12 protein-coding genes are annotated in these 16,518 nt (G+C 73.0%); 9 read left to right on the top strand and 3 right to left on the bottom strand.

All coding sequences use genetic code 11. The features are described 5' to 3' along the window. Positions 1-27: 27 nt before the first annotated feature. From ABD262_RS10370 to ABD262_RS10330, 9 genes are all read left to right on the top strand, one after another. A complete protein-coding gene (locus ABD262_RS10370) occupies positions 28-3,186 on the top strand; it encodes an ATP-binding protein (RefSeq protein ID WP_344135216.1) in 3,159 nt (1,052 codons plus the stop codon). 285 nt (positions 3,187-3,471) lie between these two features. Continuing rightward, positions 3,472-4,161: a collagen-like domain-containing protein gene (locus tag ABD262_RS10365; RefSeq protein WP_344135213.1), complete on the top strand. Its 690-nt coding sequence runs from the start codon at positions 3,472-3,474 to the stop codon at positions 4,159-4,161. A gap of 286 nt (positions 4,162-4,447) precedes the next feature. Continuing rightward, positions 4,448-5,206, top strand: coding sequence for a matrixin family metalloprotease (locus ABD262_RS10360; protein WP_344135210.1), 759 nt, complete (start codon positions 4,448-4,450; stop codon positions 5,204-5,206). Positions 5,207-5,561: 355 nt separating this feature from the next. Next, entirely contained in the window at positions 5,562-6,017 is a 456-nt protein-coding gene (locus ABD262_RS10355) for a hypothetical protein (RefSeq protein ID WP_344135207.1), read from the top strand. Between the two features lie 245 nt (positions 6,018-6,262). After that, positions 6,263-6,799 (top strand): hypothetical protein, encoded by a 537-nt coding sequence (locus ABD262_RS10350; protein ID WP_344135204.1) that lies wholly within the window; start codon positions 6,263-6,265, stop codon positions 6,797-6,799. Further along, positions 6,796-7,260, top strand: a complete 465-nt coding sequence (locus ABD262_RS10345) for a hypothetical protein (protein WP_344135201.1) — start codon at positions 6,796-6,798, stop codon at positions 7,258-7,260. Before ABD262_RS10350 ends, ABD262_RS10345 begins: the two co-directional genes overlap by 4 nt. Further along, positions 7,257-8,393 (top strand): hypothetical protein, encoded by a 1,137-nt coding sequence (locus ABD262_RS10340; protein ID WP_344135198.1) that lies wholly within the window; start codon positions 7,257-7,259, stop codon positions 8,391-8,393. Before ABD262_RS10345 ends, ABD262_RS10340 begins: the two co-directional genes overlap by 4 nt. 109 nt (positions 8,394-8,502) lie before the next feature. Then, entirely contained in the window at positions 8,503-9,897 is a 1,395-nt protein-coding gene (locus tag ABD262_RS10335) for an MFS transporter (RefSeq protein ID WP_344135195.1), read from the top strand. Positions 9,898-9,906: 9 nt separating this feature from the next. After that, positions 9,907-14,262 carry an AAA domain-containing protein gene (locus ABD262_RS10330; RefSeq protein ID WP_344135192.1) on the top strand — a complete coding sequence of 1,452 codons (4,356 nt, stop codon included), beginning with the start codon at positions 9,907-9,909 and terminating at the stop codon, positions 14,260-14,262. Positions 14,263-14,350: 88 nt separating this feature from the next. On the opposite strand, the gene mscL is transcribed toward ABD262_RS10330, so the two are convergent. The 3 genes from mscL to ABD262_RS10315 form a co-directional block, all read right to left on the bottom strand. Continuing rightward, positions 14,351-14,710 carry a large conductance mechanosensitive channel protein MscL gene (gene mscL, locus ABD262_RS10325; protein ID WP_344135189.1) on the bottom strand — a complete coding sequence of 120 codons (360 nt, stop codon included), beginning with the start codon at positions 14,708-14,710 and terminating at the stop codon, positions 14,351-14,353. Positions 14,711-14,799: 89 nt separating this feature from the next. After that, on the bottom strand, positions 14,800-15,546 hold the full coding sequence (locus ABD262_RS10320; RefSeq protein ID WP_344135186.1) for an SAF domain-containing protein: 747 nt from the start codon (positions 15,544-15,546) through the stop codon (positions 14,800-14,802). A 9-nt stretch (positions 15,547-15,555) separates the two neighbouring features. Continuing rightward, positions 15,556-16,389, bottom strand: coding sequence for an S-methyl-5'-thioadenosine phosphorylase (locus ABD262_RS10315; RefSeq protein ID WP_344135183.1), 834 nt, complete (start codon positions 16,387-16,389; stop codon positions 15,556-15,558). Positions 16,390-16,518: the final 129 nt, after the last annotated feature.

The following is a 16,518-nucleotide window of genomic DNA, read 5'->3' as shown; positions in this document are numbered from 1 at the left end:
GGAAGACGGCACAGATCGGCACCGGCCATGGATGCGCGCATCAGCCTCCTCGGAGGCTTCTCGGTATCGGTCGGCAGCTCCGTGGTCACCGACCAGCAGTGGAGCCGCCGCAACGCCAGTGCGCTCGTCAAGGTGCTCGCCCTGGCCAAGGGACGTCGGCTGCACCGGGAGCAGCTGATCGACCTCCTCTGGCCGGACCTGTCGGCCGACCTCGCCGGTCCTCGGTTGCACCAGGCGGCGCACTACGCGCGGCGGGCACTGACGGGCGCCCCCGGGCAGGGCGTGGTGCTGCGCCACGACTTCGTGGAGCTCCTGCCGGGGTGTGACGTCACCGTCGACGCCGTCGAGTTCCGCGCTGCCGCCGAGGCAGCCCTCGCAGACGGATCCGCCGCCCAGGCCGCCACAGCCCTCGACCGGTATGCCGGGGTCCTGCTCCCCGACGACCTCTACGAGCCGTGGGCCGAGGCTCACCGGGAGTCGCTGGAGCAGCTGCATCGTGAGCTCCTGCGCCGGACCGGGCGCTGGGACGAGCTGGTGGCGGCGGACCCTGCAGACGAGGAGGCCAACCTCGCGCTGACCCGCGCCCATGCCGACCGGGGTGACGTCAGGGCGGCGTTGCGTCAGCTGGAGCGGCTCGAGCTCACCCTGCGTCGCGAGCTGGGCACCAGCCCGGGCGCCGAGGCTGAGGCGCTGCGCACCGAGCTGATGGCGTCGCAGACCGCCACCGCGACCTCCCCGCCGGTCGCCGAGGTCCTCCCTGCCCGGGCCGCGCGGGGCGAGCAGCGTCGACTGGTCGGACGGCGCGCGGTGGGCGACACCCTTCGCGAGCGACTGACCACGGCCCAGCTGGGGCGTGGGGGAGCCGTCCTGGTCACCGGCCCACCGGGAGTCGGCAAGTCCAGCGTGCTCGACCTCGCGGAGACGCTGGCCGCGCGAGCAGGCTGGCGCACCGGTCGTGGCACGGCGTCTGCGGTCGAGGGGCCGTGGCCCTATGCCCCCGTGCTCGAGGCGCTCGGCGACCTGTGCCGCAGGCACCCGGGCCTGCTGGACGGGCTCGACGACCGCTACCGCGAGGAGCTGGACCGCGCGCTGTCCGAGCGCCAGGTGAGCTGGTCGGGGGAGAGCGCCCACCAGCGGCTCTTCGTCGCAGCGGCGGAGCTGTTGCGGCTCGGCGCCGCGGGTCGTGGCCTGCTTCTCGTCATAGACGACATCCACGAGGCGGACGAGGCGTCGCTGCGACTGCTCCACTACCTCGCGCGCTGCGCCGCTGCCGACCAGGTGCTGCTGGTGCTGGCGCACCGCACCGCCCACAACGCGGCGCTGGAGGAGGTCCACACCAGCCTGGTCGCGCGGGGCATAGGTTTGCGCATCGAGGTCGCGCCCCTCACCGAGTCGGCCACCCTGCGCCTGCTCGCAGATCGCTTCCCCGGCCTCGACGAGGCCAGCCAGCACCACATCTGGGCCGTCAGTGGCGGTCTGCCCTTCACCGCCCTCGAGCTCGGCGCGGCTGCGGCGACCGGGAGGGAGCCGGCGACGATCTCCAGCGTCCCGCCTGACACCCTCCGCGCGCTGCAGCGGGCCGCCCTGCTGGGGTTGTCCTTCACCACGGACGAGTTCCTGGCGGTGGCGGGAGTGAGCGAGGCCGAGGCCTACCGACACCTCGAGACCGCCCAGGCCGGCTTGGTGGTCGAGTGGTCCGAGACCGGGTATCAGTTCCGCCACCCCTTGGTGCGCGAGGCCGTGCTGGACTCCATGGCCCCGGCAGCCCAGAGCGCGGCCCGAGTCGAGGTCGCCCGCGAGCTGGCCAGGCTCGGCGCCCCACCCGCGCGGATCGCGCACCAGTACCTCTCTGCCGGCCAGCCGCGCCAGGCGATCCCCTACGTGCTGCCCGCCGTCGAGACAGCCGGCGCCCTGGGCGCCTACCGCGATGCGCTCAACCTCGTCGAAGGGGTCCGCGAGTCCGCGACCGGCGAGACGCTCGGCCACCTGATGGCACGACGCGGTGACCTGCTCACAGCCCTGGGCGACCCCGCCTCGATGGCGAGCTATCGCGCCGCGGTGCCCCTGACGACGGGGGTGGAGCACCGGCTCGTGCGGGCCCGGCTGGCGCGCGCGGCCTGCTTCGCGAGCGACTTCGACACGGCACGCGCTGCGCTGGCCGGGCTCGAGCTGCTCGACGACGACGCAGACGGACCGATCCTGCTCGCCCGTGGCAACCTGGCCTACTTCTCCGGCGACATCGACGCCGCGTGGGACCTGGCGGTGGGTGCCCGCGAGTCGCTCCTCACGGTCAAGGACCCGTGGCGCTATGTCGACCTGATCGCGTTGCAGGGCATGATCGCCCACCAGCGTGGCGAGTGGTTCGAGCGCTTTCGCATCGAGCTCCGGCGCACGCTCTCCAACGCCGGTCTCACGACTGCGCTCTTCGACGCCCACCTGTGCGTCGCGGAGTACCTCCTCTACGGCGGCATCCCCTACGCGGAGGTCATCGAGCTGGCCAGCGGGCTGCGCCGGCGGTCGCAGGAGTTCGGCGCCCTGCGCGGAGTCGCCTTCGCCACGGCGCTGATCGGGGAAGCGGCTCTGCTGATGGGCGACCTCGAGCTCGCCGAACGCGAGCTGCGGGAGGCGGTCGACCTCCACCGCGACGCCGACGCGCCGGCCGGGGAGTCACACGCCCTCCAGCGCCTGGCCGAGGTCCACCTCGCCCAGGGCGACCGCGCCGAGGCCACCAGGCTCCTCGACCAGGCCTTGCCCCTGGCCAGGTGGTCGGTGATCGGCAGGCACCTGCTGCAACGGATCCACGGGTCGATGGTGGTCGCTGCCCCAGACCCCATCGCGGCCCGGATCGTGGTCGAGCGGGCCGAGGCCAGCATGGGGGACTCCGACTTCTGCCCCTTCTGCGCCGTGACCTTCGAGGTCCCTGCCGCCATCGCCTGCGCGGACGCCGGCGACCTCGACGCGGCCGAGCGCCACCTGGCTGCCGCCGAGCTCTCGGCCGCCAGGTGGGAGGGGACGGCGTGGCCGGCTGCGGTGCTCGAGGCGAAGGCCCACCGGGCCACCGCACTCGGCGACACCGACGGGGCCGCGAGCCTGTTCGCCGAGGCAGCGGACCTGTTCGCGAAGGCCGGCCAGGTGCTCGATGCCGCCCGGTGCGCCGCGGCGGTCCCTCGCAAGCTCCCGGCGTGACCCGCTGCCCACCGCACGCCAGCACCAGGTGACCGCCGCAGTGGCCCGATCTGGCCGACAAACCACATCATCCGCCTATCTCGGGCGCCTCAACGACCGCGAACGTCAAGAAACGACAAATGAGCCACGCAGTCGCAGGCACCGGATCATGCTGGTGACCGTCGACGGATCGGACGGGACGCCGGACCCGATCCCCTTCTGAGCGGGGCTGTTGTCGGGGGTGGATCCTCCGGGCTCCTTCTCACTCCTGCCATTCCTCATGTCATGCCACGGAGAGAGATCACCATGCGGATTTCCAAGCGCACCACCATCGTCGCTGTCGCCGCCGTCGTCGGCCTCGGAGTGTCTGGGGGCACGGCCTATGCCGCGGGCCTCATCCCGGGTGCCGACGGCACCATCCACGCCTGTTACAACACGACGAACGGCAACGTCCGGGTCGTCGCCGAGGGCACCAAGTGCCGCACCCACGAGAAGACCCTGTCCTGGAACCAGACCGGCCCCGTCGGGCCCCAGGGCCCGGCCGGACCGCAGGGTCCTGTCGGTCCCCAGGGACCACAGGGTCCGCAGGGCGCGACCGGACCGCAGGGTCCCGCAGGTCCGCAGGGGGCGACCGGCCCCGCCGGACCGACCGGTCCCCAGGGACCTGCCGGCAAGGACGCCCCGAAGACCTTCGCCGGCGAGTTCAAGGGCGACACCCTCGCGATCTGGTCGGGCACCGCGAACTTCGCCGTGACCGACACGGGCGCAGGCTCGTGGCGGATCGTCATCCCGGCCGGGACCTTCCCCACCGGGTCGGGCGTCGGCAACGGGTGCCCGATCCCGCAGGTCCAGGCCCTGGTCCCCGGCGGTGAGATGGTCATCGACCAGAACCTCTGCGGGCCCCTCACGGGCGACGGCAGTGTGGTGCTCGACGTGCACAGCGCCGACGGCAACGAGAACCGCTACGTCAGTTTCGTGGTGACCGCAGTCGGCTGAACCAGCCCCGACCGGTCGGCTCCCGGGCAGTGCGCCCGGGAGCCGATGGCCGTGCTGGGGGGTATGCCGCCGGCTCCCCTCGGCGCGTAAGGAGGATCCGAGCCGGGCCGCCCATGGTGCACAGCAGAACACGGCACAACTGGAGGCATACGGCCACAGGCCCCCTCGGGCAGGCAAGGATCACCCGAAGGGACGAGTGACGCACCAAACCCGTGACGAAGGTGACCAGACGCGGCATACCCTCCAGGTTCGAACCCCGGCCGCCCCCGAGCCAGAGGAACCCGCAATGCCCAAGCCCTTCGCCGTCGTCGGCGCCACCCTGGTGCCCGTCGCCCTGACGGTCGCCTCGATGGCCGCCGCGCCGATGGTCGCCGACGGCGCCGTTGCGACCTACAAGCTCACCTACGCCAGCCTCCCCAACGGGACCAAGCAGCTCGTGCGGTGGAACGGCTGCCAGACCGGCATCACCTACAAGGTGAACCTGGGGGCCGTGCCGAGCGCCCAGCGAGCCTCCGTGCTGGCCGACACGCAGAAGGCCCTGGTGCAGGTGCAGAACAGCACCGGCTTCCGCTTCGTCTACAAGGGCAGCACGACCGAGGTCCCCCGGGTCGGGTCGATGCCCAAGCAGACGGCCGAGCTCGTCGTGGCCTTCACGTCGCCGTCGAAGACCAACTACGCGCTGTCCGGCTCCACCCTCGGGCAAGGCGGCCTCTACTACGGCTGGGTGTCTCGCACGGTCAGCGGCAAGACCACCTACACCGTCGCCGCGCAGCGCGGGTTCGTCGTCATCGACACCCCGCAGATGCTGACCCAGCTCAAGAGCGGCACGGGCACCGGCCTGCGTCGCCAGAACCTGCTGTCCCACGAGCTCGGCCACGCCATGGGCCTGCAGCACGTGGACGACACCCATCAGCAGATGTACCCCAGCCTGCGCACCACCTCGCCGCAGTTCTTCTACTCCGGCGACCGCACCGGCCTGGTCAAGGTGGGCAAGCCCGCCGGCTGCATCAACACGGCCTACATGCCGCTGCCAGACCTCAGCTAGTCCGTCCGTCGGCCCCCACCGGGGCACCCCCGAAGCCCGTTCGCCGTCCCGGCGAGCGGGCTTCGTCGTGTCCGGAGGGAGACGACGGCCGCCCGGACAGCGGTTGGCCGACCTCGAGCGAAGATCATCCGTTATCGGCTCAAATCAGACGGAAGTCCTACACCATTCAACGTGTAGTGCGCAGGTTCTTTACCAAACCTAGAACCCATCGGGGGGTTTCTTGCCCTACTAATGACCTTCTTGGGTGACTTGACGGTTGATGTGGCGGACTCGTGACGACGGCAAGTATTTGGGCATCCCCACCAGCGGCCACGGCATCAGGCCGGCCACACAGTCACGAAAGAGGAACCCTCAGATGAAGTTCAACCGCAAGCGCGCAGCCGCCGTCGCCACGGGCGCGGCCCTCACCCTCATCGTGGGCGGCGTCGCCTTCGGCTACTGGACCACCACCGGTTCGGGTTCCGGCACGGCCGGCACGGGCAACACCAGCCCGATCACCATCAGCTCCACCGCCGTCTCCGGTCTCTACCCGGGCGCCACCCCCACCGCGATCTCGGGCACCTTCACCAACCCGAACGTCGGCCCGGTCTTCGTCCAGCAGGTCACCGTCGCGGTCGACCCGGCCTGGACCGTCGGCACCACCCTCCCGTGCACCGCCGACGACTTCACCGTCACCCAGCCGACCGCCACCGCCCGTCAGATCGTCACCGGCGACACCTGGAGCGGCGCGACCATCCAGCTCAAGAACCTGGGCACCAACCAGGACAGCTGCAAGGGCGTCACCGTTCCCCTGGTCTTCACCAGCAACTGAGTGACTGCGCCAGCCTGATCCCCGCCCGGTGGTGTCACCCTCCCCCCGACACCACCGGGCGGCAGGCAGGCAGCGAGCAGCACGGCCCAGCCGCAAGGCAAGGCAAGGCAAGGCAAGGCAAGGCAAGGCAAGGCAAGGCAAGGCAAGGCAAGGCAAGGCAAGGCAAGGCAAGGCACGACCGCACGACCCGCACGACATGCACCACCTGCCACGTACCACCGCATGACCGATCCGGGAGATGACCCATGGCCACCACACCACGCCAGCGCCGCAACCTCGCGGTCGTGATCGGCGTCGTCGTGCTGCTCGCCCTGATGGGCGGCTGTGGGGTCTGGCTGACCCGCGACGAGGCCGTCGCTCCCCAGGAGGGGGCGCTGAAGCTCGTGCAGGGCAACGGCAGCACCGTCGCCGCGAACGCCCCGGGCCACGCGCCGTTCGCCGCGGTCGGCTCGGTCGACGAGCTGCGCCCCGGTCAGATGCGGACCCTCGCGGTGAAGGTGACCAACCCCGACCAGGTGGCCTACCGGATCCTCGAGCTCACCGCGACCCCCAAGGACGCGAACCCGTTCTGCTCCGGCTCCACCAACCTCGTGGTCAGCGCCTACGAGGCGAGCAGGCCCGGCGCCGTCACCTACGTCGTGCCGCGCAACTCCTCGATCACCATCCCGCTGACGGTCATGATGCTCAACACCGCCACGTCGCAGGACGCCTGCAAGAACGTCGCCTTCCCGCTCGCCTTCGGTGGCCTCGCCACCCAGGGCCAGGGCAACGGCAGCTCGTGATCACCCAGCAGCGCTGGACGCGCCGAGTCGTCGCCGCAGGCACCGGCACCCTCGCCCTCCTCATGGCCGGCGGCATCGCGTATGCCGCGTGGTCCCAGACCGGGGCCGGCACCGGCACCGCGGCGGCCGGGTCCACCACGGCGCTCGGGGCCGTCGCCGCCGTCAGCACCACCCTCTACCCGGGGGGCACGGCCACCCTCACCGTCACGGTGAGCAACCCCAACCCGCGCCCGGTCACGGTCACCGCCATCAGCCTCACCGGCGCCGTCACGGCGAGCGCGGGCTGCACGAGCTCGGGGGTCACCGTCACCCTCCCCGCCACCGTCTCGGTGTCCGTCCCTGCCGGCGGCAGCAGCCCGGTCACGCTGACCGACGCGGTGGCCATGTCGACGTCGTCGACCTCCGACTGCCAGGGCGCCACCTTCACCATCCCGCTGCGCGCGACGGGGAAGACCGCGTGAGCCGCCTGCGCCTGTCCTCCCACGCCGCCACCTCGCGGGGAGCGCGTCGCGTCGCCCTGACCGCCGGCGCCCTCGGTCTGGTCGCTGCCCTCGGAGCCACCCCCGCCCTCGCGTTCTGGTCCACCTCGGGCAGCGCGAGCGCCGGCGCCACCGCCCGCGCGCTCGCCACCCCCGCGGCTCCGACCACGGTCGGCTCGGCCACTGCGAGCTCGCTCGTGGTGAGCGGCACGCTGCCGACCGGGGCCAGCCAGGTGCCGGGCACGACCTACACGCTCAAGCGGGACGCCACGACGCTCGGCTGCGCGCTGCCGGCCACCGGCACCTACAGCTGCACCGACACCGGCCTGACCGGTGCGACCACCTACTCCTACACGGTGGTCGCGGCGCTCGGGGCGTGGCGCGCGACCTCGACCGCCAAGACCGGCACCACGACGTGCCCGGTCACGCCTCGCTACACGGTGGCGGCCTCGACCTCGACGCCCACGGTGGGCGCGGCGTTCACCGTGACCGTCACGGCCACCAACTGCTCGGGGGCGACCGACACCACCTACAGCGGCAGCCAGGCCGTCACGTTCAGCGGGCCCGGCACCTCCACCTCGGGCAAGGCCCCGGTCTACCCCGCCACCATGACCTTCGCCAACGGCGTGGGCGTCGCCTCAGTGACGCTCTACCGTGCCGAGACCACCACGATCACCGCGACCGCGGGCGCCCTGACCGGCACCACCTCGTCGCTCACCGTGGGCGTCACCGCCGCCGCACCGTGGACGGTCCTCCTCACCAACCCGGGCAACTCCGCCGGTGCGGTCACGGTCAGCTGCAGCGACGCCGCCGACCTCAACGCAGCCACCCACAGCTGCAGCCAGACCTCCGCCGTGGACACGGGCAACAGCAGGACCTGGACTGGACGGTTCACCCTGGTGGACAAGTGGGGCAACCCGCTGGTCAACTCCGGCGTCGCCATCGCGATCGCGGTCAACGCCAGCAACGGTCAGACGAAGTCCGTGTCGATCGCCACCGGCAGCGCGACCTCCGGCACCTTCTCCATCCCGCTGGCCAACGGCAGCAGCACGATCACCCTGACCGCCACCTCCACCACCCCGGCTGTCTCCACGACGGTCACCGGGGCTGGCTGAGCCACCCGCCGGCGGGCTGGCAGGTCCCAGCCAGCGGGTCCCCCGGCCCGGTCCGCATCCTGCGGGCCGGGCCGGTTCCCCTGTCTGGGCCGCGCGGCATACTGGCCCGATGTCCGCCGACCACACCTCCGCGCCGCACCACTACCGGACGGTGCAGCGGCGGACGGTCTCGACCCTGATCGTCACCCAGGTGCTCGTCGGCGTGGGAGTCTCGGCGGGGGCCGGGGTGGGGGCGCTGCTCGCCGAGGACGTCGGTGGCTCGGCCGACCTCGCCGGGCTCGGCGGCACCTTCCAGGTGCTGGGTGGCGCACTCATCGCGATCCCGATGGCCCACGTGATGGCCGCGCGCGGCCGCCGCCAGGGCCTGCTGCTCGGCTACGCCCTCGGCATCACCGGCGCGCTGACCATGATCATCGCGGGCGCGATCCGCAACTTCCCGCTGCTGCTGGCCGGGGCCGCGCTCTTCGGCGGCTCCAACGCCGCCAACAGCCAGGCCAGGTATGCCGCGGCCGACCTCGCCGAGGAAGCGCACCGCGGGCGCGACCTCTCGACCGTGGTGTGGGCCACGACGATCGGCGCGGTCTTCGGGCCCAACCTCGCCGGACCGGGGGAGCCCGTCGCCGACTGGCTGGGCATCCCGCCGCTCACCGGCCCCTTCGTGTTCTCGCTGCTCGGGCTCGTCCTCGGAGCGGTCGTGCTGTTCCTGAGGCTGCGGCCCGACCCCCTCCTGCTCGCGCGGGCCCGCGCGGCGGCCGTCGCGACCGAGCCCCTCGAGCGCCAGCACGGGTCGGTCGTGCGCGGTTGCCGCACCCTGCTGGCGCACCCGGGGGCGCTCCTCGGCCTCGTGACGATGGCGCTGGGCCACACGGTGATGGTCAGCGTCATGGTGATGACCCCGCTGCACATGCACCACGGCGGCGCGAGCCTGAGGGTCATCGGCCTGGTCATCAGCCTCCACATCCTGGGCATGTTCGCCTTCTCGCCGCTGACCGGCCTCGCGGTCGACCGGTGGGGCGGGCGGTCCTGCGGCCTGGCCGGCGCGATGATCCTCGTGGTCGCCGGCGTGCTGGCCGCGCAGGCGCCGATCGGGTGGTCGGCGGGGCTTGCGTTGGGCCTGTTCCTGCTGGGGCTCGGCTGGTCGTTCACGCTGGTCAGCGGCTCGACGCTGGTCGTGAAGTCGGTGCCGCTGGCCGAGCGGGCCGGGGCGCAGGGCGCTGCCGACCTGGTCATGGGCCTCGCGGCCGGAGGTGGGGGAGCGCTCGCAGGCGTCGTCGTCGGCCAGCTCGGCTACTCCGTGCTGGGCGCCTGCTCGGCCGTCCTCGCCGCGATCGTCGCCCTGGCGTCGCTGCTGATCCGGGTCGACCCCACCACCGACACCGCCACCGACACGACCACGGACACGACCACCGACACCGACCACGTCGCGGGCCACGCCTCGGTCACACCCGACCCCGTGCTGCCCGAGGCCGTGTTGCCGGACCGGGAGGGCGACCAGGTTGGTTAGCCTGCTTGGGTGACCCCGCCGACCGACCAGACCCCCCCAGTGCCGACGGCGACCCCCGACGCAAGCACCCCTGACGCAGGCACCCCTGACGCAGGCACCCCCGACCCGACGGCGCCCGACCCGTCGGCGCCGGACGCTCCCGACGCCGACCCGCGCGGTGCGCGGGTGGCCGACGCGGTCAAGGCCTGGCAACGCCACCTCGTCGACCTCGGTGGCCGCAACACCCTCCTCTGGTACCGCGACCTGCCCAGCGGCACCCTCGACCTCACCACCGCCCACCCCGGCGGCCTGGCCATGCTGCTCGCGGGTCGCCCGACCCGGCTGTCCGACCTGGTCCGCGAGCCGGCAGCCCTCGACGAGGCCCGCCGCCGGGCCAGGGTCATCCGCGCCAAGACCCTCGAGCTCTCCGAGGAGCGCGGCATCGCGGCTGGGTTCATCGCGATCGGGATGGCGAGCTGGACCGTCCGTGGGGCGTCGCGAGCGCCGGCCGCCCCGGTGCTGCTGCGGTCCTGCGTCCTCAAGCCCACCGGCGCCGCCCGCGAGGACTTCGACCTCGACCTCGGCAACGACGTGGAGCTCAACCCCGTGCTCGAGCACTACCTGCGCTCCGAGCAGGGTCTCGACCTCGACACCGCTGCCCTCGAGGAGCTGGCCAACGCCAGTGGCGCGTTCGACCCGCATCCCGTCTATGCCGAGCTGGCCCGGCTGTGTGCGTCCGTCCCCGACTTCGGCGTCATGCCACGGCTCGTCGTCGGCACCTTCTCCTACGCCAAGCTCCCGATGGTGGCCGACCTTGCGGCACAAGGGGATTCGCTGGCCGACCACGACGTCATCGCTGCCCTCGCCGGCGACCCCGGAGCGCTGCGGGCGGTCCGGACGTCGGTGCCCGACTCGCCGGCCGACTCCGACCCGGCCCACGAGCTGCTCATCCTCGACGCCGACTCCACGCAGCAGGCCGCGATCGACGCGGTGCGCTCCGGCGCCCACCTCGTCATCAAGGGCCCACCCGGCACCGGCAAGTCCCAGACCATCGCCAACCTGATCGCCAGCCTGGCCGGCGAGGGCAAGCGGGTGCTCTTCGTCGCGGAGAAGCGGGCCGCCATCGACGCGGTGCTGTCGCGGCTCGACGGCGTGGGGCTCGGCGACCTCGTCCTCGACGCCTACGACGGCGCGAGCAACCGGCGCCGGCTGGCCCAGCAGTTCGGCGCCGCCCTCGAGCGCGGCAGCCAGGTGCAGGACCCCGACACCACCGAGATCGAGCAGGCCCTCGTCGACCGCCGGGCCACCCTGGTGCAGCACGCGGCCGCCCTGCACGAGGTGCGCCAGCCCTGGGGCGTCTCGGCCCACCAGGCCCAGGAGGCGATCTCCAGGCTCGGCAGCCTCGCGCACCCGCCCACGTCGCGCGTCCGCGTGCGGGGCGAGCAGCTCGCCGGCCTCGACCGCCAGCGCGTCGAGGAGCTCGGGCGCCAGCTGACCGAGGCCGCGAGCCTGGGTGCGTGGTCGACGCAGGAGGGCACCGACCCGTGGTTCGGAGCCCGGATCGCCACCTCCGAAGAGGCCGTGCGGGCCCGTGACATCACCAGCCGGCTCAGCCAGGGCGGCCTCCAGGACGTCGAGCAGACCATGCACGAGGTGTTCTCCGACGTCAGCCTGCCGCAGGCCGAGCGCATCGGTGACTGGGGCGACGTCCTCGACTCGGTCGGCCGGGTCCGCGACACCCTCGAGGTCTTCCGCCCGGAGATCTTCGACATCCCGCTCGGCGAGCTCGTGGCCGCGACCGGCACCAGGGCCCAGCGCGAGGCCGACGGCGTGTCGCTCGGCTGGTACTCACGCTGGCGGCTGCGCCGGCAGGCCCGCTCGCTGCTGCGTCCCGGACCGCCGCCGGCCGACCTGCACGCCGCCCTCCTCGACGCGCAGACCCAGCGGACCGCCTGGCAGCAGATGGCCGGCGCGGGCGGCCGCCCCGAGATCCCGGTCGACCTCGACCGGGCGCGCGCGGCATACGAAGCACTCTCGGCCGACCTCGCCTGGCTGGGCGAGCGACTGGCCACCACCCACGGCGGCGGCGACCTGTTCGGGGCCACGCTCGGTGAGCTGCGCGAGCGGATGGCCGAGCTCGACGCCCGACCCGACCGCCTCACCGTGGTGCCGCAGGTCCTCGGCGCCCTCGACGCGCTGCGCGAGGTGGGCATGGGCGCCCTGCTCGACGACCTCGCCCGCCGTGGCGTCGAGCCGGACGACGTCGCCGCCGAGCTCGACTTCGTCTGGTGGACCTCGCTGTCCGAGGACCTCACCGTGCGCGACCCGCGCTACGGCGCGCACGACGGGGCCCAGCTGCAACGCGTCGCCCGCGAGTACGTCGCCGCCGACCACGCCCACCTGCGCGTCAGCGCCGACCGGGTGCGCGCCGGCGCCGGGCGCCGGCTCCGCGAGGTGCTGGCCGACCACCCCGACCAGGAGGCGCTGGTGCGCGCGGAGGCCGGCAAGTCGCGCCGCCACCGTCCGCTGCGCGACCTGCTGCCCAAGGCCGCCGAGACCCTCACGGCCGCCAAGCCGGCCTGGGCGATGTCGCCGTTGGTGGTCGCCTCGGTGCTGCCGCCCGGCCGTTGGTTCGACGTCGTGATCTTCGACGAGGCCTCGCAGATCCCGCCGGCGCAGGCCGTGTCGGCCATCTCGCGCGCCCACCAGGTCGTCGTGGCCGGTGACGAGCGACAGCTCCCGCCGACCAGCTTCTTCACCGCGGCGGTCGACGAGGACGCCGCCCCCGAGTCAGACGCCCTGACCGAGGGGTTCGAGTCGGTGCTCGACGTGCTCACCGCCGCCCTGCCGACCCGCCGCCTGTCGTGGCACTACCGCTCGCTCGACGAGCGCCTCGTCGCCTTCGCCAACCAGGAGATGTACGACGGCTCGCTCGTCACCTTTCCCGGCACCGGCACCGACGCGGTCGTGCGCCTTGAGTCGGTCGAGGGCTCCGGCGTGGTGACGCCCGGCGAGGAGGCCATCGAGTCGACCGAGGCCGAGGTCGCCCGGGTGGTCGAGCTCGTCCTCGACCATGCGCGCACCCGGCCCCACGAGTCGCTCGGGGTCATCGCGCTCGGCATCAAGCACGCGACCCGGCTCGACGATGCGCTCCGCCGGGCGCTCGCCACCGCTGCCGCCGCAGGGGTGGGCGACTTCTTCGACGAGGACCGGCCCGAGCGCTTCTTCGTCAAGAACCTCGAACGCGTCCAGGGTGACGAGCGCGACGCCATCATCCTGTCGGTCGGCTACGGCAAGACCCCGCACGGTCGGGTGCTGCACCGGTTCGGGCCGCTCAATCTCGAGGGCGGCGAACGTCGCCTCAACGTCGCCATCACCCGCGCCCGCCGGCGGATGACGGTGGTCTCGTCGCTGCTCGCCGGTGACCTCGACCCCGCACGCCTCAAGGCGCGCGGCGCGATCATGCTCCGTGACTTCCTGGCGTATGCCGCGGACGGCACCTTCCCGGTCGCGCCCACCGAGACCGCCAGCGCCACCAACACTCCCGCCTCGACCACCGCCCCCGGCGCCGCCACCGCCCGCGGCGCGGGGGAGGCCCGCGATGCCGACCCGTTGCGGGCGGAGTTCGCCCGACGACTGCGCGACAGCGGTCTGGTCGTGCACGAGGCGTACGGGTCGGCCGGCCAGCCGATCGACCTCGCCGTCGAGGACCCCGACCACCACGGCAACGTGCTCGTCGCGGTCGAGACCGACGGCCCGGCCTATGCCGCGATGCGCAGCAGCCGCGACCGCGACCGGCTGCGTGGCGAACAGCTCGGCCGGCTCGGCTGGATGCATGTCCGGGTCTGGTCCACCGATCTGTTCCGCGACCCGGCGCGCGACGTCGCCCGGGTGCACGCCGCCGTGCAGCAGGCCGTGGCGGTCCGCGCGGCTGCGGTGCCGGTCGCGGCGGAGCCGACCAGCTCGGAGCCGACTGAGGCGGAGCCGGCCCAGGGACCGGCTGCCTCAGGTGCGACGGCTCCCGAGCAGGGTGCTCCGAAGGCGACCGGGCCGAAGCCGGGGTCCGTGGCGTCCGCGCCGTCGCTGTTCGACGACGTCGCCACCGAGGAGGGGGAGGAGCCGTCCGAGCCGTCGGCCGACGAGTTCGTCCCGACTTCCGACGAGGGAGCCCGCCAGCGTCGCGCGCGGGGTCGCAAGGCCAAGCGGGTCATCGCCCCGGCGACCTCGACCCAGCCGGACGCCCCGACCCTGGACGTCCCGACCCAGGACGTCCCGACCCAGCAGACCAAGGACGACACCGACCTCGGCTGGGGTGAGGGCCACGACGAGTCGGCCCACGACCGTTGGCTGCGCGAGCAACGGCCCCCGCACTGGGGCTCCGACTGAGCACTCCGACTGACCTCTGCCCCACCCACTCGAGGGTGAACCCGCCGGCGGACACCGGCGGGTTCACCTCGGACCACGGCTGAGTCGGTCAGGCGCGGCCGCGCAGCGAGTCGCGGATCTCCCGCAGCAGGACGATGTTCTCGTCCGGAGCGGCGTCCTCCTCGACCTTGGCGTAGCGGGCCTTGGCCACCTCGTACGGCTTCACGACGAAGAAGTAGACGATGAAGGCGAGGATGAGGAACGACACCAGTGCCGTCAGGAAGATGCCGACGGGCAGGCCCCCCGGCTTGTAGGCGCTGAAGTCCGGCTTTCCGCCGGCCTTGCCGATGATCCCCATCAGCAGGTCGGTGAAGGTCTTGACCACGGTGCCGAAGGCCCCCGCGATGATGAAGGCGACGGCAAGCTCCACGAGGTTGCCCCGCATGACGAAGTCCTTGAAACCCTTCATGGGTGTCGCGACCTTTCCCTAGTTGTCGATCTGGCGCTCTCCACGCTAGCGACCCGCGGAGGCGTCAGCGGGCAAGAAATGGCGCAGGCTCAGCCGACCCGGGGTCGGTCGTGGGTCAGCACCACGTCGAGCTGGGTGCGGCCGAGCGCGTCGTCAGGCACCGCGAGGATGCGGCCGACCACGTCGTGACCTGCGGAAACGACCATCCCACCGCCGTCGAGGTCATAGCCGCTCGACGACCCCTGGCCCTGGATGACTGCCCCGAAGTCGGTGGTCTGGGATTGGTCCACGCTCAACACGAGTACCGAGCGCGCCACGATGCCGTCGGGCCCCCACAGGTCGACCCGGTCGCCGGCCGAGACCATGGCCAGGAGGGCCGGGTCGGACACCGAGACGTGCACGGCGACCAGGTCGACGGGCTGGCCGAGCAACAGACCCCCGCGCCGCACCCGAGGGGCGGTGAGGGGCTCACCCCGCCCGAGCGGCACCGAGAGCGGACGCCCGAGCACGGCTGCGAGGTCGTGCACGCTGGCCTCGGGCACGAGGTCGGCCGGCCACCAGACCTCCCGCAGGGCAGCAGGGGTCGCGATCTCCCCGACCGCCAGCGGGCGCACCGCCACGACGACGCGTTCCATCGGCCGTGGGTCGGCCGACCGCGCGATGGCCACCACCCCGGCGGCCGCCCCCACCGCGCACACCGCGGCCAGCCCCCGCCGGACCACCCTGCGACGCCACTGCCTGCGCCGGCCGGGGCCGCGCAGCCAACCGGCCGCCGCACGCAACCCGCCCGCGGGCCGGGCCCCGCCCGGCGCGCTCCAGTCGTCACCGACAGCCACGGGACCCGCCTAGCCCGGCAGCCCGAACGGCAGCTCGATCCCGTCGAGCGCGCGACGACAGCCACACCCGGCGGTGTCGTCGGGCTCCTCGGCCGGCATCGCGCCGAGGGCGGTGCGCAGCACTTCCTTGAGCCCGTCGACGTTCTTCGCGAAGACGGCGAGCACCTCCTCGTGGGTGACCGCCTCGCTGCCGTCGACCCCCGCGTCGTGGTCGGTCACGAGGGCGACGGTCGTGAAGCACATCGCCAGCTCCCGGGCGATGGACGCCTCGGGCATGGCCGTCATGCCGACGATCGTCCAGCCGGCCTGCTGGTGCCAGGCCGACTCGGCCTTGGAGGAGAACCGCGGCCCGTTGATGACGACGAGCGTCCCGCCGTCGGCCACGTGATGTCCCGCGGCCTGCGCGGACCGGAGGGCGACGGCGCGACCGCGCGGGCAGTAGGGGTCGGCGAACGCGACGTGCACGACGGGTCCTTCCGCGGCATACACGGTGTGCTCGCGACCCCAGGTGCGGTCGACCACCTGGTCGGGCACCACGATCGTGCCCGGCCCCAGCTCGGGCTTGAGCGAGCCGACGGCGCACGGCGCGAGCACCTGGCGGACTCCGACCGAGCGCAGCGCCCAGAGGTTCGCGCGGTAGTTGACGCCGTGGGGAGGGAACCGGTGGCCCTGGCCGTGGCGGGCGATGAACGCCACCCGCCGACCCTCGACCTCGCCGACGACCAGGTCGTCGCTCGGGTCACCGAACGGCGTGGTGACACTCACCCGCTCGGCCGCCTCGAAGAACTCGTAGAAGCCGGAACCGCCGATGAGGCCGAGGTCGGCGCGAGGGGTCGAGGTCATGTCGGCAGCCTACGCAGCAGACCGTCGGCCGCACCTCCCCCGGGAGGGCCTGTGGACGCACCGACGACGACGCCCGCCCTGTGGAGGGGGCGGGCGGTGACGGTATGCCGCGTGGTCGCGGCAGCGCGC

The organism is Pedococcus bigeumensis, assembly GCF_039531795.1.
Lineage (GTDB): Bacteria > Actinomycetota > Actinomycetes > Actinomycetales > Dermatophilaceae > Pedococcus > Pedococcus bigeumensis.
This window is presented reverse-complemented; position numbering and strand designations above follow the sequence as displayed.

What these genes read in the sequence shown, in the direction of transcription:
- ABD262_RS10370 (WP_344135216.1), top strand. Translation starts at nt 28, where the DNA reads ATGGATGCGCGCATCAGCCTCCTCGGAGGCTTCTCGGTATCGGTCGGC.
- ABD262_RS10365 (WP_344135213.1), top strand. Translation starts at nt 3,472, where the DNA reads ATGCGGATTTCCAAGCGCACCACCATCGTCGCTGTCGCCGCCGTCGTC.
- ABD262_RS10360 (WP_344135210.1), top strand. Translation starts at nt 4,448, where the DNA reads ATGCCCAAGCCCTTCGCCGTCGTCGGCGCCACCCTGGTGCCCGTCGCC.
- ABD262_RS10355 (WP_344135207.1), top strand. Translation starts at nt 5,562, where the DNA reads ATGAAGTTCAACCGCAAGCGCGCAGCCGCCGTCGCCACGGGCGCGGCC.
- ABD262_RS10350 (WP_344135204.1), top strand. Translation starts at nt 6,263, where the DNA reads ATGGCCACCACACCACGCCAGCGCCGCAACCTCGCGGTCGTGATCGGC.
- ABD262_RS10335 (WP_344135195.1), top strand. Translation starts at nt 8,503, where the DNA reads ATGTCCGCCGACCACACCTCCGCGCCGCACCACTACCGGACGGTGCAG.
- mscL (WP_344135189.1), bottom strand. Translation starts at nt 14,710, where the DNA reads ATGAAGGGTTTCAAGGACTTCGTCATGCGGGGCAACCTCGTGGAGCTT.
- ABD262_RS10315 (WP_344135183.1), bottom strand. Translation starts at nt 16,389, where the DNA reads ATGACCTCGACCCCTCGCGCCGACCTCGGCCTCATCGGCGGTTCCGGC.